Here is a 26638-nt window from a genome sequence, read left to right on the forward strand (position 1 = left end):
CCGGTCGTCGAGTAGCGACGGAGGAGCGTATCGAGTCCCCCGCGCAAGCGTGCGCGGTGGGCTCAGGGTCGAGTAAGCGGAGCGCATCGAGACCGCAGGCCCCCCGGAATCAGAGGGTGGCGGCGATCTCGGACCAGACCGGCATCGAGGAGGTCGCGCCCGCGCGGGTGACCGAGATGGCGGCGCCCGCCGTCGCCGCGTGCAGCGCGGTCTCGAGCTCGTCGCCGGCAGCGAGACGCGCGGCCAGGACACCGACGAACGTGTCGCCCGCGCCCGTGGTGTCGACGGCATCGACCTTCCGGGCGGCGACCTCGACGACGACGGCGCCCTCGCGGCAGACGAGCGCTCCGCGCGAGCCCCGCGTCATCACGACCGTACCGACCCGTTCGCTCAGCCAGACGGCGGCGTCCTGCTCGTCGTCGAGGCCCGCGAGTTCGCAGGCCTCGTGCTCGTTCGGGACCAGTACGTCGACGAAGCTCCACAGCTCCTCGTCGACGGGCTGCACCGGCGCGGGGGTCAGCATCGTCTTGGTGCCCACCGATCGGGCGTGACGCAGCGCCTCGGCGACGAGCGGCTGCGGGCGCTCGAACTGCACGAGAAGCCAATCGGAGTCGGCGATCGCGCCGCGGTCGTTGTCGTCGAGCTCGGGGATGGCGGCGTTCGCGCCCGACACGACGACGATGCTGTTCTCGCCCCCGTCGACCACCGAGATGTGAGCGGTGCCGGTCGGGGCGTCGGTCACGCGGAGCGTCGAGACGGCGATGCCGTCGGCCTCCATCTGGATGCGCAGCTCGGTTCCGAACGCATCGTCGCCGATCGCGCCGGCGAAGGTCACCGCGCCGCCCGCTCGGGCAGCGGCGACGGCCTGGTTGAGGCCTTTCCCGCCCGGCACCGTCGAGAAGTGGGAGCCGAACATGGTCTCGCCCGGCTTCGGCAGGCGGGGTTGGCGCACGACGAGATCCATGTTGGCGCTGCCCAGCACCGTGATGCGTCCCCGTCGATCCATCGTCATACGCCCCTTCGCACAGTCCGCAGCAACCCTACCGGGCGCCCGTCGGTGGCCATCGCCGCCCGCAGGCCGGCGGCTCTCCGTAGAATCGGGGCATGAAGCGAGCGCTCTTCATCATCGACGTCCAGAACGACTTCACCGAGGGCGGTGCCCTCGGCGTCGCCGGCGGCGCCGCGGTCGCTGCCGGCGTGAGCCGCTACCTCGACGAACACGAGGGCGATTACGACCTCGTCTTCGCCTCGCGCGACTGGCACGATGCCGAGAACGACAACGGCGGCCACTTCGCGACCGATGAGGCGCCCGACTTCGTCGACTCCTGGCCGGTGCACTGCGTCGCCGGCACACCGGGCGCCGACTACCACCCCGACCTCGACCTCAGCGACGTGGACTTCCACATCCACAAGGGGCAGGGGGTCCCCGCGTACTCCATCTACGAGGGCACCACCACCGAGGGCGTCCCGGTCCGTCGGCTCATCGAGCAGCACGGCATCGACGAGATCGACGTCGTGGGCATCGCCACCGACTACTGCGTGCGGGCGTCCGCCCTCGACGCGAAGGAGCACGGCAAGCGGGTACGCGTCTTCACCGACCTGGTCGCCGGTGTCGCGGAAGACTCCAGCGAGCGGGCGTTCCGGGAGCTCGAAGCGGCCGGGGTCGAGCTCGCGCATTCCTGACGGTCCAGCCCGCGCTCCCGGTCGTTAGGCTGAGCGCGTGTCAGCAACCGCCCCCACCGCCGCCGACGAGTCCCGAGTTCTCGGGAGCGTCCCCACCGACCTGCTGATCGGCGCCGACTGGTCGCCGAGTTCCAGCGGAGCCACCTTCGACGTGCGCGACCCCGCGACGGGCGCGGTGCTCGCGACCATCGCCGACGCGACGCCCGAGGACGGCATCCGCGCGCTCGACGCCGCCGTCGCCGCGTCCGAGCAATGGGCGGCGACGGCTCCGCGCGTGCGGTCGGACCTGCTGCGGGCCGCGTTCGATCGGGTCCGCGAGCGCGCGGAGGACCTCGCCCTGCTGATGACGCTCGAGATGGGCAAGCCGCTCGCCGAGTCGCGCGGCGAGGTCGCCTACGGGGGCGAGTTCCTGCGCTGGTTCTCGGAGGAGGCGGTGCGCATCAGCGGCCGTTACGGCATCAACCCCGAGGGCACCGGCCGCACGATCGTGTCGCAGCACCCCGTCGGGCCGAGCTTCTTCATCACTCCGTGGAACTTCCCGCTGGCGATGGCGACCCGCAAGATCGCTCCCGCCCTCGCCGCGGGCTGCACCGTGGTCGTGAAGCCCGCCGAGCTCACCCCGCTCACCACGCTCGCGCTCGGCTCCATCTTCCGCGAGGTCGGTCTGCCCGACGGTGTGCTGAACATCGTCACGACGACCGACTCGAAGGGCGTCTCGTCGCCGATCATCGCCGACCCGCGGCTGCGCAAGCTGAGCTTCACCGGCTCGACGCCGGTCGGTGTGACCCTGATGAAGCAGGCCGCCGACAACGTCTTGCGCACCTCGATGGAACTCGGCGGCAACGCGCCGTTCCTCGTCTTCGAGGACGCGGACCTCGACGCCGCGGTCGCGGGTGCGATGCTTGCGAAGTTCCGCAACATCGGCGAGGCCTGCACCGCGGCGAATCGCTTCCTCGTGCACGAGAGCATCGCCGACGAGTTCACTCGGCGCATCACCGACGCCGTCTCCGAGCTTCCGGTCGGCCGCGGCACCGAGGACGGCGTCCGTATCGGTCCGCTGATCAACGAGAGCGCCGTCGCGAAGGCCGACGAGCTGGTGCGCGACGCGGTCGAGCGGGGGGCCACAGTGCGCACCGGCGGATCGCCGATCGACGGCGACGGCACCTTCTACGCGCCGACCGTGGTGTCGGGCGTGCAGCAGGGCAGCGACATCCTGCGCACCGAGATCTTCGGACCGGTCGTCTCGATCGTCACCTTCGCCGACGAGGACGAGGCGGTGCGCATCGCCAACGACACCGAGTTCGGTCTCGTCTCTTACGCGTTCACGCGCGATCTGGCCCGCGGTCAGCGCCTCATCGAACGGTTGAGGACCGGGATGATGGGGCTCAACGTCGGGGTCATCTCCAACGCATCCGCCCCGTTCGGCGGCGTCAAGCAGTCGGGTGTCGGACGCGAGGGCGGCTTCGAGGGCATCCACGAATACCTCGACACGAAGTACACGATGACGCCCAACCCCTTCGCCTGAGGTCAGGCCCTCCGGGGCGGGTGCACGGATCAGGAGATCCGGCCGGAAATCGGGCGAGTCGCACACGGATCAGGACCGATCCGCCGACTTCTCCTGATCCGTGTACCCGCTGCGGGGATGCCCCGGGTCAGACGAGCAGCTGGTGGCGGGCGAGGTCGCGGTAGAGCGGCACCGACTTCACCAGTTCGGAGTGGGTCCCGATGCCCTGCACGCGGCCGTGGTCCATCACCACGATCTGGTCGGAGTCGACGACCGTCGACAGGCGGTGCGCGATCACGATCAGGGTCCGCCGCTGCGCGACCGCGTCGATCGCGTCGCGCAGACGCTGCTCGTTGAGGCCGTCGAGCGACGACGTCGACTCGTCGAGCAGCAGCACCGGTGGAGCGGCGAGTAGGGTCCGGGCGATCGCCAGCCTCTGACGCTCGCCGCCCGAGAGCAGGATGCCGTCCTCGCCGACCTGCGCGCCGAGGCCTGCGGGGTCGCGAGCGAGCACCTCGCCGAGATTGACGCGCTCGAGCACGTCGATGCATTCCTCGTCGCTCGCCTGCGGGCTCGCGAGCAGGAGGTTCTCCCGCAGGGTGCCGGCGAGCACCGGGGCGTCCTGCTCGACGTAGCCGATCTGCGAGCGCAGTGCCTCGCGATCGAGGGTGCGCAGGTCGAGCCCGCCGAAGCGGATCTCGCCCTGGTCGGGGTCGTAGAAGCGCTCGATCAGCGACAGCGTCGTGCTCTTGCCCGCACCCGACGGTCCGACCAGCGCGGTGCGGGAACCGCGCGGCACCGCGAAGCTCACGCCGTGCAGCACCTCCTGGCGCTCGATCCGGGCCGTGGTCGGGGCCGGCGCCTCGGCGGACTCGTCGTCATCGGCCGGCTCCGCTTCGCGGAGTGCGACATACGAGAAGGTCACGTCGTCGAACTCGATGGCGGGCGCTTCGGGACGGATCGCGTCGTTCGCGGGCCCGACGAGCACCGCGAGCGGGGCGATGTCGCGGTCCTTCGCCGATTCGGTGGGCAGCTCGAGGACCTCCTGGATGCGGCCGAGCGCGCCGAGGGCCTGGTTGACCGCGTTGATCGCTCCGAAGAACTGACCGAGCGGCAGGATCATCATGAACAGGAAGAGGATGAACGCGACGAGATTCGCGACCGATATGGCGCCGCTCGCCACACGGAATCCGCCGACGCCGAGCACGACGAGGAACGACGCCTGCATCGCGATGCCGGCGATGGGGACGATCAGCGCCGAGATGCGTGCGACCTTCACGCCCTGCTCGTAGGCGCCGCGAGCGTCCTCCTCGATGGCGGCGACCTCGCGGTCGGTCGCGTTCGAGGCGCGGACGGTGCGGATGGCGCTGATGGAGCGTTCGACCGCGGCGGCGAGGTCGCCGACCTTCTTCTGCGACTCCTTCACGGTGGGCCGGATGCGCGCGGACAGGGTCACGACGGTGACGACGGACACGGCGACCACGAGCAGGGTGAGCAGGAGCAGCAGCGGGTCGAGGATCGCCATGGCGATCAACGCGCCGACGAAGGTGAGCGCCCCGCCGACCGATTCGACGACACCCTGCGTGAGCACCGCCCGCAGGAGCGTGGTGTCCGAGCCGACGCGGGACACGAGATCGCCGACCCGGCGGGTGTCGAACTCGCCGATGGGGAGGTTCAGCATCCGCGCGACGAGCTGACGCCTCGAGCTGAACACGACGCCCTCGCCGGTGCGCTGGAGCAGGTAGTGCTGGTAGCCGCTGATGAGGCCGGATACGACGACGAGCGCGACCAGCAGCCAGACCAGGCCGCCGAGCGGATCACCGGCCTCGACGGTGCTGATGACACCGCTGACCAGCAGCGGCTGCGCCAGCGACGCGACGGCTCCGACGATGCTGAGGGTCAGGATGATCGCCATCACGCGCCGGTGCTCGAGGAGGTAGGGCAGCAGCTGACGGAGGGAGGCGCGGGGGCCCTCCTCCTTCTGCGGTCGGCGGAGGAAGCCCCGTCGGCGGGTGTCCGATGCCTGCGGCGATGTCACGTCTCGTCCTCGTTCTGTATCGAATGCAGCGTTCGTTGTCGGAAGCGGCGTTTCGGCCGCGCGTCCGGCGTGCGGCGTCAGCCGCGTCCGTACTTCTTGTGCACCGCTTGGCGCGTCACGCCGAGCGCCAGGGCGACCAATTGCCATGACGCCCCGGCGACGCGCGCGCGTCGCACGGCGACCGCCTCGACGCGGTCGATCTCCCGGCGCAGGCCCGCGATGGCGCGTAGCGCGACGATCGGGTCGTCGGCGCCGGCGTCTCCGACGAGCGTGCGGATGGTGCCGTTGTCCATCTGTCAACCGTAGTTGACAGGCCTTCGAATCGTCAATCTTGGTTGACGTCTCTCGGTCGTTCCGAACCGGCCTCTTGACACTAGCCCGACCCTGGTGGGAGAGTGCTCATGCACATCAACGCGACGGTGAATAGATATGCAGGGCGAAGCCCGAACTCGGTACCGTCGCCGATTCGAAAGAACTGGCGTGACCACCACTCTCCACTCCGATGCCGCCCAGGCCGAGGCCTATCGCGAGCTCCGCCGCGAACTCGACGCGGCGACGACCGACGCGCGAAGCGCCATCCTCACCGAACGGGCGAAGGAGACGCGGCGCTCGATCGTCCGCATGATCGACGCCGCGAAGCAGGGCCACATCGGCGGCGACCTCTCGGTCACCGACATCCTGACGACCCTCTTCAACGCGGTCCTGCGCCTCGACCCCGCCGACCCGACTTGGGCGGATCGCGATCGCTTCGTGCTCAGCAAGGGGCACTGCGCCGCCGCGCTCTACTCGACGCTCGCTCACTGCGGCTACTTCCCCGCGAGCGAGCTGGCCACCTTCATGGAGCCCCTCTCGGCGCTCAATGGCCACCCGAACCGCACCAAGGTGCCGGGCGTGGAGACCAACACCGGCCCCCTCGGTCACGGACTGCCCGTCGCCGTCGGCGCCGCGGTCGGCGCGAAGCTCACCGGAGCGGACAACCGGGTGTTCGTCGTCCTCGGCGACGGCGAGATGCAGGAGGGCAGCAACTGGGAGGCCCTCATGTCGGCCGCCCACTTCGAGCTCGACAACCTCACCGTGGTGGTCGACCGCAACCGGCTGCAGCAGGGTGCCCGCACCGAGGAGACAAGCAGCCTCGACCCGCTCGACGACAAGCTCGCCGCCTTCGGCCTCGAGGTCCGCGTCATCGACGGCCACGACTACGGCCAGCTCTTCGACGCCTTCGGCCCCTCGACCACCGGCAAGCCGGTCGGCGTGATCGCGAACACGATCAAGGGCAAGGGCGTCTCGTTCATCGAGGACCGCGTCGAGTGGCACCACAAGGTGCCGAACGCCGAGCAGGTCGCCATCGCATTGGAGGAGCTCGCGTGAGCACCGAGACCCAGGTCGTGGCCGACGCCGCCGCGCCCGTCTACGACAACCGCGCCGCCTTCGCCGACGAGCTCATCGCGCTCGCGCGGGTCGACTCCCGCATCGTCGCCGTCTGCAACGACTCGGTCGGATCGAGCAACCTCACCGCCTTCCGCGACGAGTTCCCCGACCGGCTGATCAACGTCGGCATCGCCGAGCAGAACATGGTCGGCGTCGGCGCGGGACTCGCGAACGCCGGGCTCATCCCCTTCGTCTGCGCCGCATCCCCGTTCCTCACCGGACGCTCGCTCGAGCAGGTCAAGGCCGACGTGGCGTACAGCCAGCAGAACGTCGTGCTCTGCGGCATGAGCCCGGGGATGGCCTACGGCGAACTCGGCCCCACTCACCACTCGGTCGAAGACCTCTCGTGGCTGCGGGCGCTGCCCGGGCTCGACATCATGGTCCCCGCCGACCGCCAGCAGACCCGCCAGGCGATCCGGTCCCTCGTCGGGCAGCCGCGCCCCTCGTTCCTGCGCGTCGGCCGCCACAAGGTTCCCGATGTGACTCCCGAGGGCGCCCCGTGGGAGCGCGGACGCTTCACCGCGCTGCGTGAGGGCTCCGATGTGACCCTGATCGGCACCGGGACGATGGTCTCCCGCGTCCTGGCCGCCGCCGACGCGCTCGCCGCCGACGGCATCTCGGCCCGAGTCCTCAACGCCGCCTGGATCGCTCCGTTCGACACCGAGGCCGTCCGGGCCGCCGCCGACACCGGTGCGATCGTCGTCGCGGAAGAGGCGAACCTCGCCGGGGGACTCGGCGCCGCCGTCGCCTCCCTCGTCGCCCAGCAGGGTGCCGGCTCCCGTCCGCCGGTGCGTCTGCTCGGTCTGACCGAGTTCGCTCCGACGGGCAGCACCGACTTCCTCCTCGACTACTTCGGCCTCACCGCCGAGGGCGTGGCGCGCGCGGCTAGGGAAGCATTGGTACATGGCTGATGACACCGCAGTCCTGATCGCCGTCGATCAGGGCACGAGCTCGACCAAGACGGTCGCGGTCGACGAGCACGGAACCGTGCTCTCGACCACCGCGACCGCGCTCGGTGCCGAGCATCCCGCTCCCGGATGGGTGCAGCAGGATGCGCGGGAGATCCTCGCCGGAGTGCGAGCCGGGATCGACGCCGCGTCCGAGCGCTTCGGCGCACGGATCGCGGGCGTCGGCCTCAGCAGCCAGCGCGAGTCGGCGATCGCCTGGTCGCGGCGCACCGGTGAGCCGCTCGGGCCGGTGCTCGGCTGGCAGGACCGCCGCACCGCCGATCGTGCCGAATCGCTCGCCGACTCCGCCGGCCGGGTGCGCGCGATCAGCGGACTTCCGCTCGACCCGATGTTCTCGGCTCTCAAGTTCGCGTACCTCCTCGATGAGATCGACCCCGACCGCTCGCGCAGCCGATCGGGCGAGATCGCGCTCGGCACCGTCGACTCGTGGCTGCTGTACGCGTTGACCGGTGAGCACCGCATCGAGGTCGGCAACGCCAGCCGCACCCAGCTGCTCGACCTCGCGACGGCCGACTGGAGCGGCGAGCTGCTCGACACCTTCGGCATCCCCGCCGAGGCGCTGCCGCGGATCGCCGCCTCCGACGAGGCGAGCGAGATCATCGTGGGTACCGACGGGCTGCGATTCCACGCGGTGCTCGGCGACTCGCACGCGGCGCTCTTCGGACACGGCGCGCGCGGCGCCGGAGCGGTGAAGGTCACCTACGGCACAGGATCCTCGATCATGGGCCTCGAGGCCGATGGCGCCGGTGTCTCGCACACCGGGCTCGTGCGCACGATCGCCTGGCAGACCGGCGGTGCCGTCGCCCGGGCATTCGAGGGCAACATCCTCTCCACCGGCGCGACCCTCGTCTGGCTCGCCGAGGTCCTCGGGACCACTCCCACCGAACTCGTCGCGCTCGCCGCCGACGCGCAGCCCTCCGCCGTCGACCTGGTGCCCGCGTTCTCGGGCCTCGGCGCCCCCTGGTGGGACGAACGGGCCACCGCGGTGCTGACCGGATTCGAACTCGGCACCTCGCGGGCCGCCATCGCCCGTGCCGCGGTCGAGTCGATCCCGTTGCAGATCGAGGACGTGCTCGTCGAAGCCGACGACGCCGCCGGCCGGGTCGACACGATCCTCGCCGACGGGGGTCCCTCCTCGAACGACTGGCTCGTGCAGTTGCAGGCCGACCTCAGCCAGCGGACCGTCGTGCGCTCCGGCATCGCCGAGCTCTCGGCGCTCGGAGCGGCTCATCTCGCGGGGATCGCGTCCGGAGTCTGGAGCGCCGACGACGTCGACGCCCTTCCCCGCTCCTCCGACACCTTCACCCCGATCCTCGGCGCGGACGCGGCGTCGGAGCGGCGGGCGCGCTGGCTCGGCGCGGTTTCGCGCTCGCGGTCCACCCCGCGCGTCGACGCCGACATCCCCCCACTCTCCCGGTCGACCGACGACCGCAACTGACACGCAGAGAACCTTGCTGCAAAGGAGCAGACGACATGACTTCGAGAACTAAGCGACGCGGACCGGTCCGCCCGTGGATGGTGCTGACGGCCCTCGCCGTCATCGTCGTCGTCGCGGCGGGCTTCTCCACCGAGGTCGTGACCGGAGAGGAGGCCGAGGCGCAGACCGCCGACCAGTTCGACGCAGCGACCTACGCCGCCGAGCACTACGAGGCCGACCTGGTGCCCTACATCGAGGACAACGCGGTCGACCTCAGCACCCTGCTCGCCGACCTCGAGGGCGGCGCGGACGAGAACGAGGCGGGCAACACGTCGGGGGCGAGCAGCGCGTACGCCTTCCCTGTCACCTTCACCGCGGTCGCGGGGCAGCCCACCCCGCCGATCCTGCCGCTCACCGTCGAAGGCGTGCCCGCCGGCACCACCGTGCAGCTGCAGATCGGTCCGGCCCTCAACGGCACCGCCCTCCGCGACGTGTCCGGCGAGATCTCCTTCAACGAGTTCACCAACCAGCTCGAGTATCAGAACGTCGCCACCGAGCTCAACAATCAGGTGCGCACGAATCTGCTCGACGGCCTCGACCCGGCCACCCTCGCGGGCAAGACGCTCACCATCACCGGGGCGTTCCTCCGGGTCAACCCGGCCCTCGTCTCGGTCGTGCCGATCTCGATCGAGGTCGCCCCGTGAGCGCCGTCGCCACCGATGTCGTGATGCGCGCCGTCGGCATCACCAAGACCTATGGCGGAACGCGCGCGCTGAAGGGCGTCGACTTCGAGGTGCGCCGCGGCACGGTGACCGTGCTGTTCGGCGAGAACGGCGCCGGCAAGTCGACACTCATGAAGATCCTGTCGGGTGTCGAGTCGCCGACGAGCGGCACCCTCGTGCTCGACGACGAGCCCGTCAGCCTGCGCAACACGGTCGACGCCTCCGAGCGCGGCATCGCGATCATCCACCAGGAGCTCAGCCTCTGCCCCAACCTGAGCGTGCGCGACAACATCTTCATGGGCCGCGAGCGCACCCGCGGCGGCCTGCTCGTCGACTACAGGAGCGAAGCCGACGAGACCGCCGGGCTGCTCACCCGTCTCGAAGAGGAGCTCGACCCGAAGACGCTCGTGGCCGACCTTCGCCTCGGCCAGCAGCAGGTAGTCGAGATCGCCCGAGCGCTCGCCGGCAATGCCCGAGTCCTGATCATGGACGAGCCGACCTCCGCGCTGTCGGGCAGCGAGGTCGAGGTGCTCTTCCGCGTCATCCACGAGCTGAAGGATGCGGGCGTCGCGATCGTCTACATCTCGCACCACCTCGAGGAGGCGCTCGAGATCGCCGACCAGGCCGTCGTCTTCCGCGACGGGTCGCTCGTCGCCACGGCGGCCGCCGCGGACATCGACATAGAGTGGGTCATCGCCAACATGGTGGGCCGCAACGCCGAAGACCTCGCGCCCGACCTGCTGCAGGAATTCGGCGAGCCCGTCCTCAGCCTGCGCGACGTGTCGGTCGCCGACCCGAGCAACGCCTCGCGCCTCGCCGTCGATCGCATCTCGCTCGACGTGCGCGCCGGCGAGATCGTCTGCCTCTACGGCCTGATGGGCGCCGGACGCACGGAACTGCTCGAGGCGCTCGCGGGCCGCTCGCCCGTGCAGGCCGGCACCGTCACGGTGAAGGGCAGCATCATCGACAAGCAGAGCATTGCCGAACGCATCGGCTTGGGGCTCGCCCTCGTTCCGGAAGACCGCCAGAGGGACGGCCTCGTGCAGACGATGTCCGTCGGCGAGAACATGACGCTCGCAAGCCTGCTGAAGTACGTGCGCGGCCTCTTCCTCTCGGCGAAGCCCGAGCGCGCCGCCGTCGTCGACGAGGTGCGCGATGTGCGCGTCAAGACCTCGGGGCCGGCGGCCGCGATCACCTCGCTCTCGGGCGGCAACCAGCAGAAGGTCGTCATCGGCAAGGTGCTGCTCACAGACCCCGACGTCCTGCTGCTGGACGAGCCCTCCCGCGGAATCGACGTCGGCGCCAAGGCCGAGATCTTCGGGCTCATGGCCCGCGAAGCCCGCCGCGGGCTCGGGGTGCTCTACGCCACCAGCGAGGTCGGCGAGGCCCTCACCACCGCCAACCGGATCATCGTCATGTCCAAGGGACGCATCGTGCGGGAGTTCGACCCGCGCAGCTCCACCCGCGAAGAACTCATGGTCGCCTCAGGCGAGGCCGCCGTCGACAGCCACGAAGGGAGCGACCGATGAGCGTCGCGCAGACCGAGACCAAGCCCGCGGGCGCCGCCCCCGAGCCGCCGAAGCGCAACCCGCTGTTCGGCGGCGGCGAGAAGCTCGACATCGGCAGCATCCTGCTTGAAGGGCGCGCGTTCATCGCCCTGGCCGTACTGATCATCGTGTTCGCGCTGCTGTCGGACTCGTTCCTCAGCGTGAACAACCTGATCACGATGACCAAGCACGTCGCCTACAACGCGATCCTCGCGCTCGGCATGCTCTTCGTCATCCTGAAGGGCGGCATCGACCTCTCCGTCGGCTCGACCGTCGGCCTCTCCGGCATCATCGCCGGTGTGCTGCTCGAGGGCCTCGGCATCCCGAGCCTCGACGTGGTGCTCTACCCGGCCGTCTGGGTCGTCGTGCTCTGCTCGCTGGCGATCGGCACGCTCGTCGGCTTCATCAACGGCATCCTCGTCACGCGGTTCAACGTCGCCCCCTTCATCGCGACTCTGGGCATGCTCTACGTCGCTCGAGGCACAGCCCTGCTGATATCCAACGGCTCGACCTATCCGCGACTCGGCGGCAGCCCCGAGCTCGGCAACACCGGCTTCGGCTTCATCGGCGGCGGCCGCATCCTCGGCGTGCCGAACGGCATCTGGATCATGATCATCTTCGCGATCATCGCCCTCATCGTGCTCCGCCAGACGCCGTTCGGGCGCTGGGTCTACGCCACCGGCGGCAACGAGCGCGCCGCCGAGCTCGCGGGTGTCCCGGTCAAGCGGGTGAAGCTCTGGGTCTACATGATCAGCGGATTCTGCGCCGCGACCGCGGGCGTCATCCTCACCTCCGAGCTCACCAGCGCCGCCCCGCAGCTCGGTGAGAGCTTCGAGCTCAACGCCATCGCCGCAGTCGTCATCGGCGGCGCCGCCCTCACCGGTGGACGCGGAAACGTCCGAGGCGTACTGCTCGGCGCCTTCGTCATCGGCTTCCTCAGCGACGGACTCGTCATCGTCGGCGTCTCGACGTTCTGGCAGACCGTGATCAAGGGCGCCGTCATCGTGCTCGCGGTCATGCTCGACCAGGCCCAGCAGAAGATCAAGCGCAACAAGAACGCGGCCCTCGCCGCAGCCGAGAAATCGGCGTCGCGCGCCGCCCAGGGCACCCCGCCCGAGGACACGGGGATCAAGACCCCGTAAGCACAGGATTCCGGCCGGGTGAGGCACTATCAGCACCACTCACGCTCGGACGGATCTGACCGGCAAGGACGTCGGTCAGCACCAGGAGAAGAGAAGAAAGGTACCGAACACATGTTTGGACGTAAGGCACTCGCGGCCGCCGCGTTCGCGGGCGCTGCCGCCCTCGTGCTCGTCGGCTGCGCTGGCGGAGGCGACGACGCCGCAGGTTCCGATTCCGGATCGTCGGACGAGGCCGGCGGCCTCATCGCGATCATCACCCCGGCGCAGGAGAACCCGTTCTTCAAGGCAGAAGCCGACGCAGCCAAGGCAGAGGCGGAGAAGCTCGGATACGAGACCTCCGTCGCCTCGCACGACGACGACCCGAACAAGCAGTCGGAGCTCATCGACGCGGCGATCAGCCAGGGCGCGAAGGCGATCATCCTCGACAACGCCGGCGCCGACGCGTCGATCGGGCCGATCCAGAAGGCCGAGGACGCCGGTGTGCCGGTGTTCCTCATCGACCGCGAGATCAACGAGACCGGTATCGCCAAGGCGCAGATCGTCGCGAACAACGCGCAGGGTGCTGCCGCGGTCGCCGAGGACTTCGTCGCCGCGCTGCCCGACGGCGGCAACTACATCGAGCTCACCGGTAAGGAGTCGGACACCAACGCCGGCGTCCGCTCCGAGGCGTTCGCGAGCGTCATCTCCCAGTACCCGAACCTCGTGTCGGTCGCGAAGGAGACGGCGAACTGGAGCCAGGACGAGGCCTTCGCGAAGGTCGAGACCCTGCTGCAGCGCGACTCGAACATCCAGGGCATCATCGCCGGCAACGACACCATGGCGCTCGGCGCCGTCGCCGCCGTCGAGGCGGCCGGGCTGCTCGACCAGATCAAGATCGTCGGCTTCGACGGCAGCCCCGACGCGGTCGAGGCGATCAAGGCCGGCAAGCTCGTCGCCACGGGCCTCCAGCCCGCCGTGCTGATCTCGCAGCTCGCGGTGCAGCAGGCCGACAAGTTCATCAAGGACGGCGAGACCGACGAGGACGAGAAGCAGTCGATCGACTGCATCGTCATCAACGCCGAGAACGCCGACAGCTACACCCTGTTCGCTCTCGAGTGAGCATCCTGAGGGGGCGGCGCGAATGCCGCCCCCTCAGCACCCTCCGTACCACCGTCACCACGCCACCAGGGAAGAAGGACCATCGTGGGTCAGTCCGCCACCAATCCGTCGGGTCAGCGCTACGGCGCGGGGATCTGGCACTTCGCCACCTACGTCGACCGCTACGCGACCGACGGTTACGGTGAGCCGCGCAGCATCATCGACGCGATCGAGCTGGCCGGGCGCGTCCGCGACCTCGACGTCGTCGACCTCAACTGGCCCTTCTTCGGGGGCGACTTCAGCAACGAGCAGGTCAAGGCCGCGCTCGACAAGGAGAACCTCGGCGTCATCGGCATCACGCCCGAGATCTACACGCGGGTGTTCGCGAAGGGCTCCTTCACGAACCCCGACCCCGGCGTCCGCGAGCTCGCCCACGACCTGATCAGCCAGTCGGCCGACGTCGTCCGCTACTTCGGTGCCGAATACGTGAAGCTCTGGCCGGGCCAGGACGGCTGGGACTACCCGTTCCAGGTCGACTACGGCACCGTCTGGAAGAACTCCCTCGACGGCGTCGGTCGTCTCGCCTCCGAGAACCCCGACGTGAAGTTCGTCATCGAGTACAAGCCGCGCGAGCCCCGCGTGCACATGAGCTTCGACTCGGTCGCCCGCACCCTTCTCGGCATCGAGAGGATCGGACTGCCGAACGTCGGCATCCTGCTCGACTTCGGGCACGCCCTCTTCGGCGGCGAATCGCCCTCGGACTCGGCGCAGCTCGCCATCGACTACGGCCGCCTCTTCGGCATGGACGTCAACGACAACCTCCGCAACTGGGATGACGACATGGTCGCCGGCACCGTTCACCCGATCGAACTGTTCGAGTTCTTCTACACGCTGAAGAAGAACAACTGGGAGGGCGTCTGGCAGCTCGACCAGTTCCCGTTCCGCGAGGACAGCGTCGAGGCGGCCGACTCGGCGATCGACTTCCTGAAGGCCGTGCAGCGCGGACTCGACAAGCTCGACGTCGACGCGCTCGTCGCCCTGCAGGACAAGCACGACGCGGTGGGGGCACTGAAGCTCGTGCAGCACGCACTCTTCACCTCCTACTGAAGAAACACCCGCTGAGAGAGGCCGACGGCCCGTGACCGATACAGTCGTGATCGCGGGCCGTCGGTCCGGTGTCGACGTGGCGGGAGCGATGGGCGTGCTGAGCAGGGGGAGTCGGTTGCCGCCCGAGCGGATGGCGCTGCTCGTCAAGGTCGCCCGGATGTACCACGAGCAGGGCCTGCGCCAGCCCGAGATCGCGGAGCGGCTGCACATCTCGCAGTCCCGCGCCTCCCGCCTGTTGAAGGAGGCCGTGGCACTCGGCATCGTTCGGACCATCGTCGTGCCGCCGCCCGGCGTCTACCCCGAACTGGAGGACGCCGTCCGCGACCGGTACGGGCTCTCCGACATGGTCGTCGCCGACGCGGGCGGCGCCGACGACAACTCGCTGATCGCGGCGCTCGGTGCGGCAGGAGCCGCCTACCTCGAGACGACGCTCAGCGCATCGGACCACGTCGGGATCTCCTCGTGGTCGGCGACCCTGATCGCGGCGGTCGAGGCCATGACCCCGCGGCCCGCGCGATCGGCCGCGAAGATCGTCCAGCTCCTCGGCGGCGTCGGCGCACCCCAGGTGCAGGTGCAGGCGACTCGGCTGACCGAGCGGTTCGCGGCCGCCACCGGCGCGGAGCCGGTGTTCTTCCCCGCGCCCGGCATCGTGGCGAGCGACGCCGCACGCGACGCGATCCTCTCGGACCCTTACATCGCGAGCGTCGCCGACGAGTGGAACCATCTGACGGTGGCCCTCGTCGGCATCGGCACCCTCAGCCCGTCACCGCTGCTCGCGGTCTCGGGCAACGCCGTGCCCGACGAGATCGTCTCCCGGCTGCGCGATCTCGGCGCGGTCGGCGACGTGTGCCTGCGCTACTTCGACGCCGACGGCGAGTACGTCGCGTCCGAACTCGGCGAACGGGTGCTCGGCATGACCGCCTCGGCCCTTCGGGCCGTGCCGCGTCGCGTCGGCATCGCGGGAGGGGAGCGCAAGCACGAGGCGATCCGCGCCGCGCTACGCGGGAAGTGGGTCGACGTGCTCATCACCGACCACGCCACCGCCGAGCGTCTGGCCGCGGACGAAGCCTGACCCGCCGCTCGTCGAACGCGACGCTTCAGACGACGCCCTTCTTCAGGACGAAGCAGCCGTAGGGGCGGGTCTCGAGCGTTTTCACGATCGCGAACGCGCCGCGGGCGCGCTCGTAGAATTCGAAACGGGGGATGACCTCGAACTCGAGGGATGCGCTGTGCGCCTTCCGCGCCAGTTCGAGCACCTCGGTGTGCGCCTCGAGCACGATGGAAGCGTCGTCCTGCGCCTCCATGCGGCCGAGGGGCTGATCCACGAACGTGTCGAGGGGGAACACCGAGAGGACAGCCTCGACGGCCCGGGTGACCGTGACCTCGCCGAGGTGCACGACGGGATTGCCGCTCTGGTAGGCCGGGAAATTGCGGTCGACGATCAGCAGGTCGTCGCCGTGTCCCATCTCGTCGAGGAGCTTCAGCAGCTCGCCGCTCAGCAGGGGGTCGATTCCGATCAGCACGCACGTCTCCTTCGATGTGGTCGTGCTCTCGATTATGGCGCGAACCGTTGCCGTCGACTGACGGGAGATGACAACGGCCGCCCCGCTCGTCGGAACGAGCTGAGGCGGCCGTCGGTGGCGAGGCCCGGAGCGGTCAGCTCACGTTCGACTCGTAGGCCGTGTCCTTCGTCTCGCGGGTGAGCAGCAGGGCGACGAGAGTGAGCACCGACATCGCGCTCAGGTAGACGCCGACCAGCCAGGTGCTGCCGCCGGCGGCCTGCCAGAGCGCCACCGCGATGAACGGCGCGACCGCGGCGCCGAGGATACTCGACACGTTGTAGCTGATCGCCGAACCGGTGTATCGGACGTTGGTCGGGAACAGCTCGGGAAGGATCGCCGCCATCGGGCCGAAGGTGAGACCCATCAGCGAGAAGCCGACGATCAGCAGCGCAATGACTCCGACGAAGCCGCCGCCGAAGAGGGGCACGAAGAGCAGGCCGAAGACGAAGATGCCGACGGTCGTCCAGATGAGGTGCTTGCGGCGGCCGAACCGCTCGGCCAGCGGACCCGACAGGAGGGTCAGGATGCCGAAGAAGACGACGCCGACGATGAGCATGATCAGGAACGCGTTGCGGGCGTAGCCGAGACCGGGCACGAACGCGTCCGGGTTGAACGCCTTGCCCGCCGCCTCCGCCGCGGCCTGCGCCGTCTCCACCGACGCCGCGGTGGTGCCGTAGGTGAGGGTGAAGGTGGTCATCAGGTAGAACAGCACGTAGGTCGCGAGCATGATGAAGGTGCCCTGGATGAGCGGCTTCCAGCTGGTCTTGAAGACGCGGAAGACGGGGACCTTCGCCACCTCGCCCTTCTCGACGACCTTCTGGAACGCGGGCGTCTCGATGAGCTTGAAGCGCACGTAGATGCCCACGAAGACGAGCACCGCGCTCGCGATGAACGGGATCCGCCACCCCCACGCGGCGAACGCCTCGGCGTCGAGCGTGGTCGAGAGGATCAGGAAGACGCCGTTGGCGAGGATGAAGCCGATCGGGGCGCCGAGCTGCGGGAACGTCCCGTAGACGGCGCGCTTGCCCGCGGGCGCGTTCTCGGTCGCGAGCAGCGCGGCGCCGCTCCACTCGCCGCCGAGGCCGAGGCCCTGGCAGAAGCGCAGCAGCACCAGGAGCGCGGGGGCGAGGAACTCCCAGCCCGGGGTGAGCGCCGTCGGCAGCACGCCGATCAGCACCGTCGCGATGCCCATCGTGAGCAGGGTCGCGACGAGGGCGCCCTTGCGACCGATGCGGTCGCCGAAGTGGCCGAACAGCACCGACCCGACCGGGCGCGCGACGAATGCGGCGCCGAAGGCGGCGAAGGAGCTGAGCAGCGAGGTCGTCGGGTCGGTGCTCGGGAAGAACAGAGCCGGGAAGACGAGGACGGCGGCGGTGGCGTAGACGTAGAAGTCGTAGAACTCGATCGACGTGCCGATGAGACTCGCGAGGATGACGCGCGAACGCGGGTTGGACTGGGTCGCCGCAGAAGCGGGCATGGCTGAGCTGGACATGGTTCCTTCGGTGGAGAGAGAAAGCGGCCGCGAGCCGGATCGGCGTCGAGCGGTCGGCGAGACTCCGCCGACAGCCGCGCTTCGTGGCGGGTTCTCCGCGCACCGAAGGGTCGGGCTACGTCGTGTGAAGGACCGGGAGGCGCCGAGGTGCGGGCGTCAGGCGGTCGTCGGCGAGACCGGTCAATGATACGCCCGGCCGGAGGGCGCCGTGACAGCGCTCTCCGGCCGGGCGGGGCTGATCAGGAACGCAGGGCCCGCAGCGCGAGGGCGGTGCGTACCGCGGCCTCCGCCGCCTCGGCGCCCTTGTCCTCCTTCGAGCCCGGCAGACCGGCGCGGTCGATGCCCTGCTGCTCGTCGTCGAGGGTGAGCACGCCGAAGCCGACGGGCTTCCCGGTGTCGAGAGCGACCCGGGTGAGACCGTCGGTCGCGGCGCTCGAGACGTACTCGAAGTGCGGGGTGCCGCCGCGGATGATGACGCCGAGCGCCACGACGGCGTCGGCTCCCGCCTCGAGCGCGGCCTTCGCGAGCACCGGCAGTTCGAAGCTGCCGGGAGCGTCGACGACGGCGACGGTGGCGCCGGTCTGCTCGAGCACCCGACGTGCGCCCGCGAGCAGGCCGTCGGCGATGGTGTCGTGCCAGCGGCCGGCGACGACAGTCACCTTCAGGCCGGTCGCATCGACCCCCTCGAGATCGGCTGCGGGAGCGCCGTGTCCGCTCATACGTCCTGTCCTTCCCTGATGTCGCCGACGGGACCGCCGACGGCGGCGTGCCGGAGCTCGTCCGCGATGATCTGGTGGCCCATGCGCGCGGCCTTGGTCTCGAGGTAACCCTCGTTGAACGGCGAGACGCCCACAACGAGCGGAACCCGCTCGGTGACCTCGATGCCGCGCTCCTCGAGCTGGCGGACCTTCTCCGGGTTGTTCGTCAGCAGACGCACCGACGTCACCCCCAGGTCGGCGAGGATCGCCGTCGCGGCGCCGTAGTCGCGCGCATCGGCGGGCAGCCCGAGCGCGAGGTTCGCGTCGAGAGTGTCGAGGCCGTCCTCCTGGAGGCGGTAGGCGCGCAGCTTGTTGATGAGCCCGATGCCCCGCCCCTCGTGTCCGCGGAGGTAGACGACCACCCCGCCGTCGCGCTTGATCGTCTCGAGCGCCGCGTCGAGCTGCGGCCCGCATTCGCACTTCAGCGAACCGAACGCTTCGCCGGTCAGGCACTCCGAGTGCACGCGGACGAGGCTTCCCGGCGCGGGGTCACCCGAGATGATGGCGATGTGGTCGGCGCCGGTCTGGCCGTCGCGGTAGGCCCGCATGCGGAACGCTCCGTGCTCGGTCGGCACGGTCGTCTCCACCTCGAAGCGGACGCGCGGCGATTCGCTGATCGTCGTCGTGTCGGTGTCGCACGGCTGCGACTCGGGGTGTTCGTTGATCCAGGCGATGAGCGCCTCGATGGTGGTGACGAGCACACCGGCGCTCGCACCGAGCTCGATGAGGCCGGGCAGACGCATCATCTCGCCGTCCTCGGCGACGACCTCGCCGATCGCGGCTACCGGGGTGAGGCCCGCCAGCCGGAGCAGGTCGACGGCGGCCTCAGTGTGTCCCGCCCGCTCAAGCACGCCGCCGGTCGCGGCGCGCAGCGGCAGGATGTGGCCCGGGCGGATGAGGCTCGACGGCACCGAGCCGGCATCGGCGAGCACGCGCAAGGTATGCGCGCGATCGGCGGCGCTGATGCCGGTCGAGAGTCGGTCCGCGGCGTCCACCGTGACGGTGTAGTTCGTGCCGCGCGCGTCCTGGTTGACCGGCACCATGACCGGCAGTTCGAGGCGGTCCGCGATCTCGTTCGTCATCGGCGCGCAGATGAAGCCCGAGGTGTTGCGGATGGTCCAGGCCATCCACTCCTGGGTCGCGAACTCGGCGGCGAGGATGACGTCGCCCTCGTTCTCGCGCGCCTCATCGTCGGCGACGATCACCGGCTTGCCGGCGCGCAGCTCGGCGAGGACGGCGGGGATGCTGGCGAGACTCATCTCGCACCTCCTTCTGCCGTGGCGGGAGTCGCCGCGGCGCTGTGGTTTTCGGGGGCGGCGGCCAGCGGGCCGCCGCCGAACGCAGCGAGTCGCTGCACGTGACGGGCGAGGACGTCGGTCTCGAGGTTGACGGCGCCGCCGACCTCGAGCGCTCCCAGCGTGGTGGCCGCGAGCGTCTCGGGGATGAGGCTCACCTCGAACCACTGCTCCGGCTCGGTCGGCGCGCTCACGGCCGACACGGTGAGCGAGACGCCGGCCACCGCGATGGAGCCCTTGTCGACGACGAGGGGGGCGAGATCGCGGGGGAGGCTGAAGCGCAGCACGTGCCACGAGCCCTGATCGGAGCGCGACAGCAGCGCTGCGCTGCCGTCGACGTGACCCTGGACGATGTGGCCGCCGAGCCGGGCGCCCGCCTGCATGGCGCGCTCGACGTTGACGCGGTCGCCGACGGCGAGCGAGCCGAGGGAGGAGACCGCCAGCGTCTGGCCCATCACGTCGGCGGCGAACCAGTCGGGTCCCTGGTCGACGACGGTCAGGCAGACGCCGCCGATCGAGATGGAGTCGCCGTGGCCCGCGTCGCTGACGGCGAGCGGGGCCTGCACGACGAGACGGGCGGAGCCGTCAGAGCCGGGAACGAGTTCGGTGACCGTGCCCTGCTCTTCGATGATTCCGGTGAACACTGCTCACTGCTCCGTTTCTGCGGCGATCGGCCGCGCGATGATCCGCAGGTCGGCACCCAGACGGTCGACCGAGAGGAAGTTCAGGCGGCGGGCGTCGCCGATGCTCGCGACGCCGAGGTCGCCGAGGGCGACGGCCGGCCCGCCGAGGACGGCCGGGGCGAGGTAGGCCAGGTACTCGTCGGCGAGCCCCTCGCGCACGATGGCGCTCGCCACGGTCGGGCCGCCTTCGACGAAGACGCTACGGATGCCCCGGGCGTAGAGGTCGTCGAGGTGTCCCGGGAGGTCGCCGCCGTCGAACTGCACGAACCCGCCGGGATGCTCGCGGATCGCGGCGGCCTCGGGGACGGCTCGGCGACCGAGTACGACGGCGAGCGGCTGGGCGTCGGCGAGCGCACCGTCGGGGGCGCGTGCGGTGAGTCGGGGGTCATCGGCGAGGACGGTGCCGGTGCCGGCGATGATCGCGCCGGCCCGAGCGCGCCGGACATGCACGTCGGCGCGGGCCTCGGGCCCGGTGATCCACTGGCTCGAGCCGTCGGCGGCGGCCGCGCGGCCGTCGAGGGTCGACGCCCATTTCACGGTCACGTACGGCCTGCCGCGGCGCACCGCGGTGAGCCAGCCGTGCAGCTCGACCTCGGCCTGGTCTCGGAGCACCCCGGCCACGACCTCAACACCCGCGGCGCGCAGTCGCTCGGCGCCTCCCGAGGCCTGAGGATTCGGGTCGTCGAGCGCGTAGGCGACACGGGCGACGCCCGCCTCGAGCAGCGCGACGCTGCAGGGGCCGGTGCGTCCGGTGTGGTTGCAGGGCTCGAGGGTGACCACCGCGGTGGCGCCGCGCGCCTCACCGGGCGCCAGCTTCGACAGCGCATCCACCTCGGCATGAGCGGTGCCCGCCCCGCGATGCCAGCCCTCGGCGAGCACTGCGCCGTCGGGGGCGAGCAGGACGCAGCCGACCTGCGGGTTCTCCGCCCACGCGGGTCCGCGCAGAGCCAGTTCGAGGGAGCGGCGCATCGCCTGCTCGAGCACGGCGTCGCTCGGCCGCTGCTCGGTAGGTCCGCTCATCGATTCTTCCTCGTGTCCAGACGGACTCCGGGGTCGACGGCGTGGTCGCGACGACGGACTCGTCCGTCGTCGACGTGCTGCCTCTCATCCAGACTGTGACTGTCGGTTCCGGAATTCCACCGGATCGGCCGGCCCGTCACCTCGAGGAGTTCGAGGATCGGATGCCGGTTCGCGGACTTTGACCGCCGGTTCGGACTTACACCGACCCCGGAGCACGTGTTTCTTGGTTCTGTTATAGCCCAACCGTGCTGATGACGGCGATTATTCCCCGGGGCTCAGCGGTCCCGTGCTCAGCGTTCCCGCGTCTCCAGCGTCTCGCCCAGCTGGGTGAGGGAGCCGATCACCCGCACGCGTGCCAGCTCGTCGGGCGCCGCGTGGTCGCGCTCGCCGCGGCGGTCGAGCCACACTCCGGTGAGTCCCGCGGCCGCCGCGCCGAGGGCATCGGTGCGCAGCCGGTCGCCGACGTAGACGCAGTCGTCCGGGTCGGCCGCGAAGAGCGAGCAGGCGTGCAGGAAGATCGCCGGATCCGGCTTCACGGCACCGAACTCGCCCGAGGCCACGACGTGGTCCATGCGGTTCGCGAGGGCGACGGCGTCGACCTTCGCGGTCTGGAACGCGAGCTCGCCGTTCGTGATCAACCCGAACCGCACCGCGGGGAAGCGACGCCCCAGGTCGTCCAGGCAGGGGAGTGCGTCATCGTGCAGGCGCCAGGCGGAGCGATACCGCTCCATGTAGTCCGCCCACCACGTGCTCGCCGAGACATCATCGACGAGGTCGATCCCGTAGGCGGCGGCGAAGTCTCGTGCGCGGGCGCGGCGCTGGTCCTCGAAACCGATCTCACCGCCGAGATAGCGGTGGTAATGATGCTCCTCCAGGTCGCGCCAGCGCACCAGCTCAGCCGCGATGACCTCGTCGGAGGCCGCGTCGTCGAGCAACCGCACCGTTGCCGTCGCCGCATCGTCGACCGCTTCGCGGTGCCGGAACAGGGTGTCGTCGAGGTCGAAGAGGACGACCGCCGGCCTCACCGCTCGACCTCTGCACGCCCGGTCACCGCAGGGCCCGCCACCTCGGCCGGCCAAGGGAGGGTCTCGGCGGCGGGGACGCCGTGCTCGCCGTGCCAGGACAGCGGCCTCGACCCGTCGTGGAAGACGACGGTGCTCGGCGCGGTGCCGGTGAACAGGTAGCCGGCTGCTCGGGCGGCGCGCGCCGACGCCACGTTGCCGACCACGCATTCCCAATGCACCCGAGACGTGCCGTGCGCGCGCAGCCAGGTCGTCACCGTGCGCAGCGCCTCGGTCATGTAGCCACGGCGGCGGAACGGCTCACCCATCCAGTAGCCCACATCCTGCAGGCGGACACGCGAGCCGATCGCACCGATCAGGGGCCCGCCCTCGTGCTCCCGGATGGCCCAACTGAACTCGGAGCCGTTCTCCCAGCCCGTCGGCACACTCGTCGTCACCCAGTGCTCCGCGTCGTCCCGTCGGTACGGGTTCGGCAGGGCCATGAACCGGTCGAACAGCGGATCGCTGCAGTAGAGGGCGATGTCGTCGACGTCCCGGCTCGTCGGCTGGTCGAGGACCAGCCGAGCACTGCGCAGGAGCGTCGGCCGCATCAGCGGCGTCGGCGGGGGAGCAGGCCGATGCGGTCGTAGACGGTCGCGAGCTTGGCCTCGGCGATCTCGTTCGCGCGGTCCGCCGCGCCGGCGAGCACACGGTCGAGCTCGGCGGGGTCGTCGAGCAGCTCGAGAGCGCGGGCGCGGACCGGTTCGAACACGGCGACGACCGCGTCCGCGACGTCCTTCTTCAGGTCGCCGTACCCCTTGCCCTCGTACCGCTCCTGCAGTTCGGGCACCGAGGTGCCGTCGAAGGCGGAGAGGATCGTCAGCAGGTTCGAGACGCCCGGCTTGTTCTCGCGGTCGAAGACGATCTCGCGACCCGTGTCGGTGACGGCCGAGCGGATCTTCTTCGCGGTCTTCGACGGCTCGTCGAGCAGCCAGACGACGCCGGCGTCGGACGCCGCCGACTTGCTCATCTTCGCGGTGGGATTCTGCAGGTCGTAGATGCGCGCCGACTCCGCCTGGATCATCGCGTCCGGGATCTGGAACGTGTGGCCGAACCGGCTGTTGAAGCGGGCGGCGAGGTCACGGGTGAGCTCGATGTGCTGACGCTGGTCGTCGCCGACCGGAACGTCTTTGGTGTCGTAGAGCAGGATGTCGGCCGCCATCAAGATGGGGTAGGCGAAGAGTCCGACCGAGGCGGCGTCGGTGCCCTGCTTGGCCGACTTGTCCTTGAACTGCGTCATCCGGCTCGCCTCGCCGAAACCGGTGACGGTGTTGAGGGTCCAGGCGAGCTCGGTGTGCGCCGGCACGTGCGACTGCACGAACAGCGTCGACTTCTCGGGGTCGATCCCCGCGGCGATGTACTGCGCGGCCGTGCGGCGGATCTGCTCGCGCAGCTCCGCGGGCTCCTGGGCGACGGTGAGGGCGTGCAGGTCGACGACGCAGAAGATCGCGTCGTGGCTCTCCTGCATCTTCTGCCACTGCTGCAGCGCCCCGATGTAGTTGCCGATCTGCAACGAGTCGGCGCTCGGCTGCATGCCGGAGAACAGGCGGGGCTTGGCGGGAGAACTCACCCGTCGATTCTAGGGACCGCCCCTGCGCGATCCTCCGCCGTCGCTCGCCGAGATGCCCAGTTCTGCGGGTGTTCGCGCCTTGCGACCCGCAGAAGTGGGCACCTCGCCGGGCTAGGGGAGCTGGTAGTCCGCGACGACCGGGGTGTGATCCGAGAAGCGGGCGTCGTAGGTGGCCGCGCGATCGACGGCGTAGTCGACGACGGTGTCGGCGAGTGCCTTCGTCGCCAGCTGGTAGTCGATGCGCCATCCGCTGTCGTTGTCGAACGCCTTTCCACGCCACGACCACCACGTGTAGGGGCCGTCGGCCTCGCCCGCCCACTTGCGGCCGACGTCGACCCAACCGAGGCCGCCGCCGGCGTTGTAGTCATCGGCGTCCTCTGCCCCGACGAACCGGTCGAAGTACGCGCGCTCGTCGGGCAGGAAGCCGGCGCGCTTCACGTTGCCCTTCCAGTTCTTGATGTCGAGGGTGCGGTGGCCGACGTTGAGGTCGCCGAGCACGACGGCGAACTCGCTGTGCGCCGCAATCTCGGGGAGTCTGCGCTCCATGGCGTCGAGGAACGCGTACTTCTCGACCTGCTTGGGGGTGTCGGCCTCACCGGAATGAACGTAGGCGCTGACCACGGTGATGACGCGGCCACCGATCTCGTAGTCGGCCTCGAGCCAGCGCCCCGCCGTGTCGAAGTCGTCCTCTCCGATCGCGACGCGGTGGATGTGCGCCTTGTCGCGGCTGGCGATCGCGACCCCGGCGCGCCCCTTGGCGCTCGCCGCGTCGTGGAGGATGTTCCACTCGGGACCGAGCAGCTCTTCGAGGTCTTCCGTCGAGGCGCGCACCTCTTGGATGGCGAGGATGTCGACATCCCGGCTGCCGAGCCAGTCGGCCATGCCGCGTCGGTAGGCCGCGCGGATGCCGTTGGCGTTGATGGTGGCGATGCGGAGTCTCTGAGGTGTCGGCACCCGTCAACCCTACGGAAGGCCTCCGACACTCCCTCGGTCGTTGAGTAAGCGACGAAGGAGCGCACCGAAACGGGTCGAGTAAGCGAAGCGCATCGAGACCATGGCGCGGAAGTCGACGCGTGTGCTCTCGGGGCGCTCCTGCGTCGCTGCTCGACGGCCGGGCGGTCAGCCCTTCGGGGGAGCGATCTTGTCCTTGTCGGCCTTGCTGTACTCGCTCGTCGTCGGGACGGCTTCCCGTCGTTGCGCCTCGATGCGGGCGTCGCGCTTGATCTGACGGGCGAGCCGCCACTTGGCGACGCCGCGCGCCGAACGGTACTGCTCCTTCGCGGTCTCGAGGTTCGTCTTCGCCACGAGCCGGCGGGCCTCCTCGAGCTTCTCCGCGTGCTCGAGCTCGAGTTCCTCGACCGACAGCGACCGGGGGTCGATTCCGGCGTCCTTCATGCCGACCGCGATCCACGCCGCCGCGATGAGCAGCGCCTGACAGACGAAGTTGAGGAAGATCATGAGGCCGAGGATCGCGAACCCGGCCAGCAGCGGATTGCTGCCCGTCCCGCCGATGAGGCCCAGAGTCACGGCCGCCTTGAGCACGCCGAGCGCGGCGGCTCCGATCGCGGCACCGGCGAAGAGGCGTTTCGGCGGGATCTTGATCGCCGAGAGGATCCGGTACGCGGCGGCGAGGGTGGCCAGGTCGATCGCGAAGACGATCGCGTAACCGATCACCCGGGCGACGATGACGGCGAAGAGCGACTCGTCGTCGATGCCGAAGAGCGAGAAGACGGCGCCGAGCGCGGCCGTGCTCACGACCGACATGATCGCGGAGATCAGGATCACCGCCCCGAAGCCGAGTGCGAGCCCGAGGTCTTTCGCCTTCTGGACCGCGAACGGCTGGGTCGAGGGCGGCAGGTCGAAGATGCGTCGGATCGCGTCGCGCATGGAGGCGAGGAAGCCGACGGCGGTGAGGAGCAGACCGATGAGGGCGATCGCGCCGGTCCAGGTGAGGCCGGAGGTCTGGAGCAGGGTTTCGGGATCCACGAGTCCGCCGTCGCCGACGACACCGGGCACCGCGTTGTCGATGGCGCTGAAGATCGCCTGCTGCAGCGTGGGATCGGCGGCGATCACGAAGCCGAGCACTGAGAAGGCCACCCACAGCGCCGCGAAGAGCGCGAACACCGCTTGGTAGGTCATGCCCGCGGCGAGCAGGGCTCCGCCCTCGCTGCCGTAGTGCTGGAACACGCGCACCGGGCGAAGCGCCAGGATCTTCGCGATCAGCGCCGCGAAGCCCGTCTTCGGAGCCTCGGGGGTCGGCTTGGCGCCAACCGCGGTCTCGGTCGCGTCTTCGTCCTTGACCGCCTGGGCGTTCGCGTCCCTCGCCATGTCGAAAGCCTAGCGAGCAGCTTGAACGTCTTCTGGGCGTCGGCTGGGCGCAGGGTGACGGTGGCGGGCTCGGGCGCAATGGAGGGTGTCCCGGTCATTCGTGGACCAACGACGGACTCCGGTTGCGATCGTGTAAATTCCGGCAATCAATCGTCGGAATCGTTTGACCACAAACGGAAACCTCTCTAGCGTCATCCTCACTTTCTGCTCCATCCTTCTCTCACAACGGACGTGAT

Annotated in this window: 25 protein-coding genes and 1 riboswitch; of the genes, 11 read left to right on the forward strand and 14 right to left on the reverse strand. The window is 69.9% G+C overall.

Translation table 11 applies throughout. The annotated features are described in order from the left end of the window. Positions 1-109: 109 nt before the first annotated feature. Positions 110-1006 carry a ribokinase gene (locus NGH83_RS01615; RefSeq protein WP_251857334.1) on the reverse strand — a complete coding sequence of 299 codons (897 nt, stop codon included), beginning with the start codon at positions 1004-1006 and terminating at the stop codon, positions 110-112. A gap of 98 nt (positions 1007-1104) precedes the next feature. On the opposite strand from NGH83_RS01615, the gene NGH83_RS01620 reads away from it, so the two are divergent. After that, the gene (locus NGH83_RS01620) at positions 1105-1683 is read left to right on the forward strand and encodes an isochorismatase family protein (RefSeq protein ID WP_251857335.1); all 579 of its coding nucleotides are present in this window, start codon (positions 1105-1107) and stop codon (positions 1681-1683) included. Positions 1684-1720: 37 nt separating this feature from the next. Then, complete coding sequence (locus tag NGH83_RS01625) at positions 1721-3208, forward strand: NAD-dependent succinate-semialdehyde dehydrogenase (RefSeq protein WP_251857336.1); 1488 nt, start codon at positions 1721-1723, stop codon at positions 3206-3208. A 127-nt stretch (positions 3209-3335) separates the two neighbouring features. On the opposite strand, the gene NGH83_RS01630 is transcribed toward NGH83_RS01625, so the two are convergent. Both NGH83_RS01630 and NGH83_RS01635 read right to left on the reverse strand, forming a co-directional pair. Then, a complete protein-coding gene (locus tag NGH83_RS01630; protein ID WP_251857337.1) occupies positions 3336-5225 on the reverse strand; it encodes an ABC transporter ATP-binding protein in 1890 nt (629 codons plus the stop codon). Between the two features lie 77 nt (positions 5226-5302). Further along, the gene (locus NGH83_RS01635; protein ID WP_251857338.1) at positions 5303-5518 is read right to left on the reverse strand and encodes a hypothetical protein; all 216 of its coding nucleotides are present in this window, start codon (positions 5516-5518) and stop codon (positions 5303-5305) included. A 187-nt stretch (positions 5519-5705) separates the two neighbouring features. Between NGH83_RS01635 and NGH83_RS01640 the strand changes: the two genes are divergently transcribed. The 9 genes from NGH83_RS01640 (at position 5706) to NGH83_RS01680 (ending at position 15705) form a co-directional block, all read left to right on the forward strand. Beyond that, positions 5706-6593: a transketolase gene (locus NGH83_RS01640; protein ID WP_251857339.1), complete on the forward strand. Its 888-nt coding sequence runs from the start codon at positions 5706-5708 to the stop codon at positions 6591-6593. Beyond that, complete coding sequence (locus tag NGH83_RS01645; protein ID WP_251857340.1) at positions 6590-7564, forward strand: transketolase family protein; 975 nt, start codon at positions 6590-6592, stop codon at positions 7562-7564. The genes NGH83_RS01640 and NGH83_RS01645 overlap by 4 nt, the downstream gene beginning before the upstream one ends. Beyond that, a complete protein-coding gene (locus NGH83_RS01650) occupies positions 7557-9059 on the forward strand; it encodes an FGGY family carbohydrate kinase (protein ID WP_251857341.1) in 1503 nt (500 codons plus the stop codon). The genes NGH83_RS01645 and NGH83_RS01650 overlap by 8 nt, the downstream gene beginning before the upstream one ends. Positions 9060-9094: 35 nt before the next feature. After that, positions 9095-9742 carry a DUF2291 family protein gene (locus NGH83_RS01655; protein ID WP_251857342.1) on the forward strand — a complete coding sequence of 216 codons (648 nt, stop codon included), beginning with the start codon at positions 9095-9097 and terminating at the stop codon, positions 9740-9742. After that, positions 9739-11289 (forward strand): sugar ABC transporter ATP-binding protein, encoded by a 1551-nt coding sequence (locus NGH83_RS01660; RefSeq protein ID WP_251857343.1) that lies wholly within the window; start codon positions 9739-9741, stop codon positions 11287-11289. Before NGH83_RS01655 ends, NGH83_RS01660 begins: the two co-directional genes overlap by 4 nt. Beyond that, on the forward strand, positions 11286-12449 hold the full coding sequence (locus tag NGH83_RS01665) for an ABC transporter permease (RefSeq protein WP_251857344.1): 1164 nt from the start codon (positions 11286-11288) through the stop codon (positions 12447-12449). The genes NGH83_RS01660 and NGH83_RS01665 overlap by 4 nt, the downstream gene beginning before the upstream one ends. A 111-nt stretch (positions 12450-12560) precedes the next feature. Then, a complete protein-coding gene (locus tag NGH83_RS01670; RefSeq protein ID WP_251857345.1) occupies positions 12561-13547 on the forward strand; it encodes a D-ribose ABC transporter substrate-binding protein in 987 nt (328 codons plus the stop codon). Positions 13548-13631: 84 nt separating this feature from the next. Next, positions 13632-14633 carry a sugar phosphate isomerase/epimerase gene (locus NGH83_RS01675; protein ID WP_251857346.1) on the forward strand — a complete coding sequence of 334 codons (1002 nt, stop codon included), beginning with the start codon at positions 13632-13634 and terminating at the stop codon, positions 14631-14633. Positions 14634-14664: 31 nt separating this feature from the next. Then, complete coding sequence (locus tag NGH83_RS01680; RefSeq protein ID WP_251857347.1) at positions 14665-15705, forward strand: sugar-binding transcriptional regulator; 1041 nt, start codon at positions 14665-14667, stop codon at positions 15703-15705. 25 nt (positions 15706-15730) lie between these two features. Here the strand turns inward: NGH83_RS01680 and NGH83_RS01685 are convergent, their stop codons facing one another. The 11 genes from NGH83_RS01685 to NGH83_RS01735 all read right to left on the reverse strand — a co-directional run bounded on the left by NGH83_RS01685 (position 15731) and on the right by NGH83_RS01735 (position 26402). Next, positions 15731-16156, reverse strand: a complete 426-nt coding sequence (locus tag NGH83_RS01685; RefSeq protein ID WP_251857348.1) for an RbsD/FucU family protein — start codon at positions 16154-16156, stop codon at positions 15731-15733. A 133-nt stretch (positions 16157-16289) separates the two neighbouring features. Next, entirely contained in the window at positions 16290-17687 is a 1398-nt protein-coding gene (locus NGH83_RS01690) for an MFS transporter (RefSeq protein WP_251857349.1), read from the reverse strand. Between the two features lie 239 nt (positions 17688-17926). Next, entirely contained in the window at positions 17927-18406 is a 480-nt protein-coding gene (ribH, locus tag NGH83_RS01695) for a 6,7-dimethyl-8-ribityllumazine synthase (RefSeq protein ID WP_251857350.1), read from the reverse strand. Then, the gene (ribA, locus tag NGH83_RS01700) at positions 18403-19704 is read right to left on the reverse strand and encodes a GTP cyclohydrolase II (protein ID WP_251857351.1); all 1302 of its coding nucleotides are present in this window, start codon (positions 19702-19704) and stop codon (positions 18403-18405) included. The genes ribH and ribA overlap by 4 nt, the downstream gene beginning before the upstream one ends. Continuing rightward, the gene (locus tag NGH83_RS01705) at positions 19701-20384 is read right to left on the reverse strand and encodes a riboflavin synthase (protein ID WP_251857352.1); all 684 of its coding nucleotides are present in this window, start codon (positions 20382-20384) and stop codon (positions 19701-19703) included. Before NGH83_RS01705 ends, ribA begins: the two co-directional genes overlap by 4 nt. Before the next feature lie 3 nt (positions 20385-20387). Further along, positions 20388-21443, reverse strand: a complete 1056-nt coding sequence (ribD, locus tag NGH83_RS01710; protein WP_251857353.1) for a bifunctional diaminohydroxyphosphoribosylaminopyrimidine deaminase/5-amino-6-(5-phosphoribosylamino)uracil reductase RibD — start codon at positions 21441-21443, stop codon at positions 20388-20390. Positions 21444-21513: 70 nt separating this feature from the next. Next, positions 21514-21663, reverse strand: a riboswitch (FMN riboswitch). A gap of 70 nt (positions 21664-21733) precedes the next feature. After that, a complete protein-coding gene (locus tag NGH83_RS01715) occupies positions 21734-22468 on the reverse strand; it encodes an HAD family hydrolase (protein ID WP_251857354.1) in 735 nt (244 codons plus the stop codon). After that, a complete protein-coding gene (locus NGH83_RS01720) occupies positions 22465-23055 on the reverse strand; it encodes a GNAT family N-acetyltransferase (protein ID WP_251857355.1) in 591 nt (196 codons plus the stop codon). The genes NGH83_RS01715 and NGH83_RS01720 overlap by 4 nt, the downstream gene beginning before the upstream one ends. Further along, the gene (gene trpS / locus NGH83_RS01725) at positions 23055-24074 is read right to left on the reverse strand and encodes a tryptophan--tRNA ligase (protein ID WP_256470112.1); all 1020 of its coding nucleotides are present in this window, start codon (positions 24072-24074) and stop codon (positions 23055-23057) included. The genes NGH83_RS01720 and trpS overlap by 1 nt, the downstream gene beginning before the upstream one ends. 111 nt (positions 24075-24185) lie before the next feature. Beyond that, the gene (locus tag NGH83_RS01730; protein WP_256470113.1) at positions 24186-25028 is read right to left on the reverse strand and encodes an exodeoxyribonuclease III; all 843 of its coding nucleotides are present in this window, start codon (positions 25026-25028) and stop codon (positions 24186-24188) included. Positions 25029-25193: 165 nt separating this feature from the next. Then, complete coding sequence (locus tag NGH83_RS01735) at positions 25194-26402, reverse strand: YihY/virulence factor BrkB family protein (RefSeq protein WP_251857356.1); 1209 nt, start codon at positions 26400-26402, stop codon at positions 25194-25196. Positions 26403-26638: the final 236 nt, after the last annotated feature.

The sequence above is a fragment of the Herbiconiux sp. L3-i23 genome, assembly GCF_023734115.1.
Classification (GTDB): Bacteria; Actinomycetota; Actinomycetes; order Actinomycetales; family Microbacteriaceae; genus Naasia.

Coding starts and splice junctions, on each gene's coding strand:
- NGH83_RS01615 (WP_251857334.1), bottom strand. CDS start 1,006: ATGGATCGACGGGGACGCATCACGGTGCTGGGCAGCGCCAACATGGAT.
- NGH83_RS01620 (WP_251857335.1), top strand. CDS start 1,105: ATGAAGCGAGCGCTCTTCATCATCGACGTCCAGAACGACTTCACCGAG.
- NGH83_RS01635 (WP_251857338.1), bottom strand. CDS start 5,518: ATGGACAACGGCACCATCCGCACGCTCGTCGGAGACGCCGGCGCCGAC.
- NGH83_RS01650 (WP_251857341.1), top strand. CDS start 7,557: ATGGCTGATGACACCGCAGTCCTGATCGCCGTCGATCAGGGCACGAGC.
- NGH83_RS01655 (WP_251857342.1), top strand. CDS start 9,095: ATGACTTCGAGAACTAAGCGACGCGGACCGGTCCGCCCGTGGATGGTG.
- NGH83_RS01665 (WP_251857344.1), top strand. CDS start 11,286: ATGAGCGTCGCGCAGACCGAGACCAAGCCCGCGGGCGCCGCCCCCGAG.
- NGH83_RS01670 (WP_251857345.1), top strand. CDS start 12,561: ATGTTTGGACGTAAGGCACTCGCGGCCGCCGCGTTCGCGGGCGCTGCC.
- NGH83_RS01690 (WP_251857349.1), bottom strand. CDS start 17,687: ATGTCCAGCTCAGCCATGCCCGCTTCTGCGGCGACCCAGTCCAACCCG.
- ribH (WP_251857350.1), bottom strand. CDS start 18,406: ATGAGCGGACACGGCGCTCCCGCAGCCGATCTCGAGGGGGTCGATGCG.
- ribA (WP_251857351.1), bottom strand. CDS start 19,704: ATGAGTCTCGCCAGCATCCCCGCCGTCCTCGCCGAGCTGCGCGCCGGC.
- ribD (WP_251857353.1), bottom strand. CDS start 21,443: ATGAGCGGACCTACCGAGCAGCGGCCGAGCGACGCCGTGCTCGAGCAG.
- NGH83_RS01720 (WP_251857355.1), bottom strand. CDS start 23,055: ATGCGGCCGACGCTCCTGCGCAGTGCTCGGCTGGTCCTCGACCAGCCG.
- NGH83_RS01735 (WP_251857356.1), bottom strand. CDS start 26,402: ATGGCGAGGGACGCGAACGCCCAGGCGGTCAAGGACGAAGACGCGACC.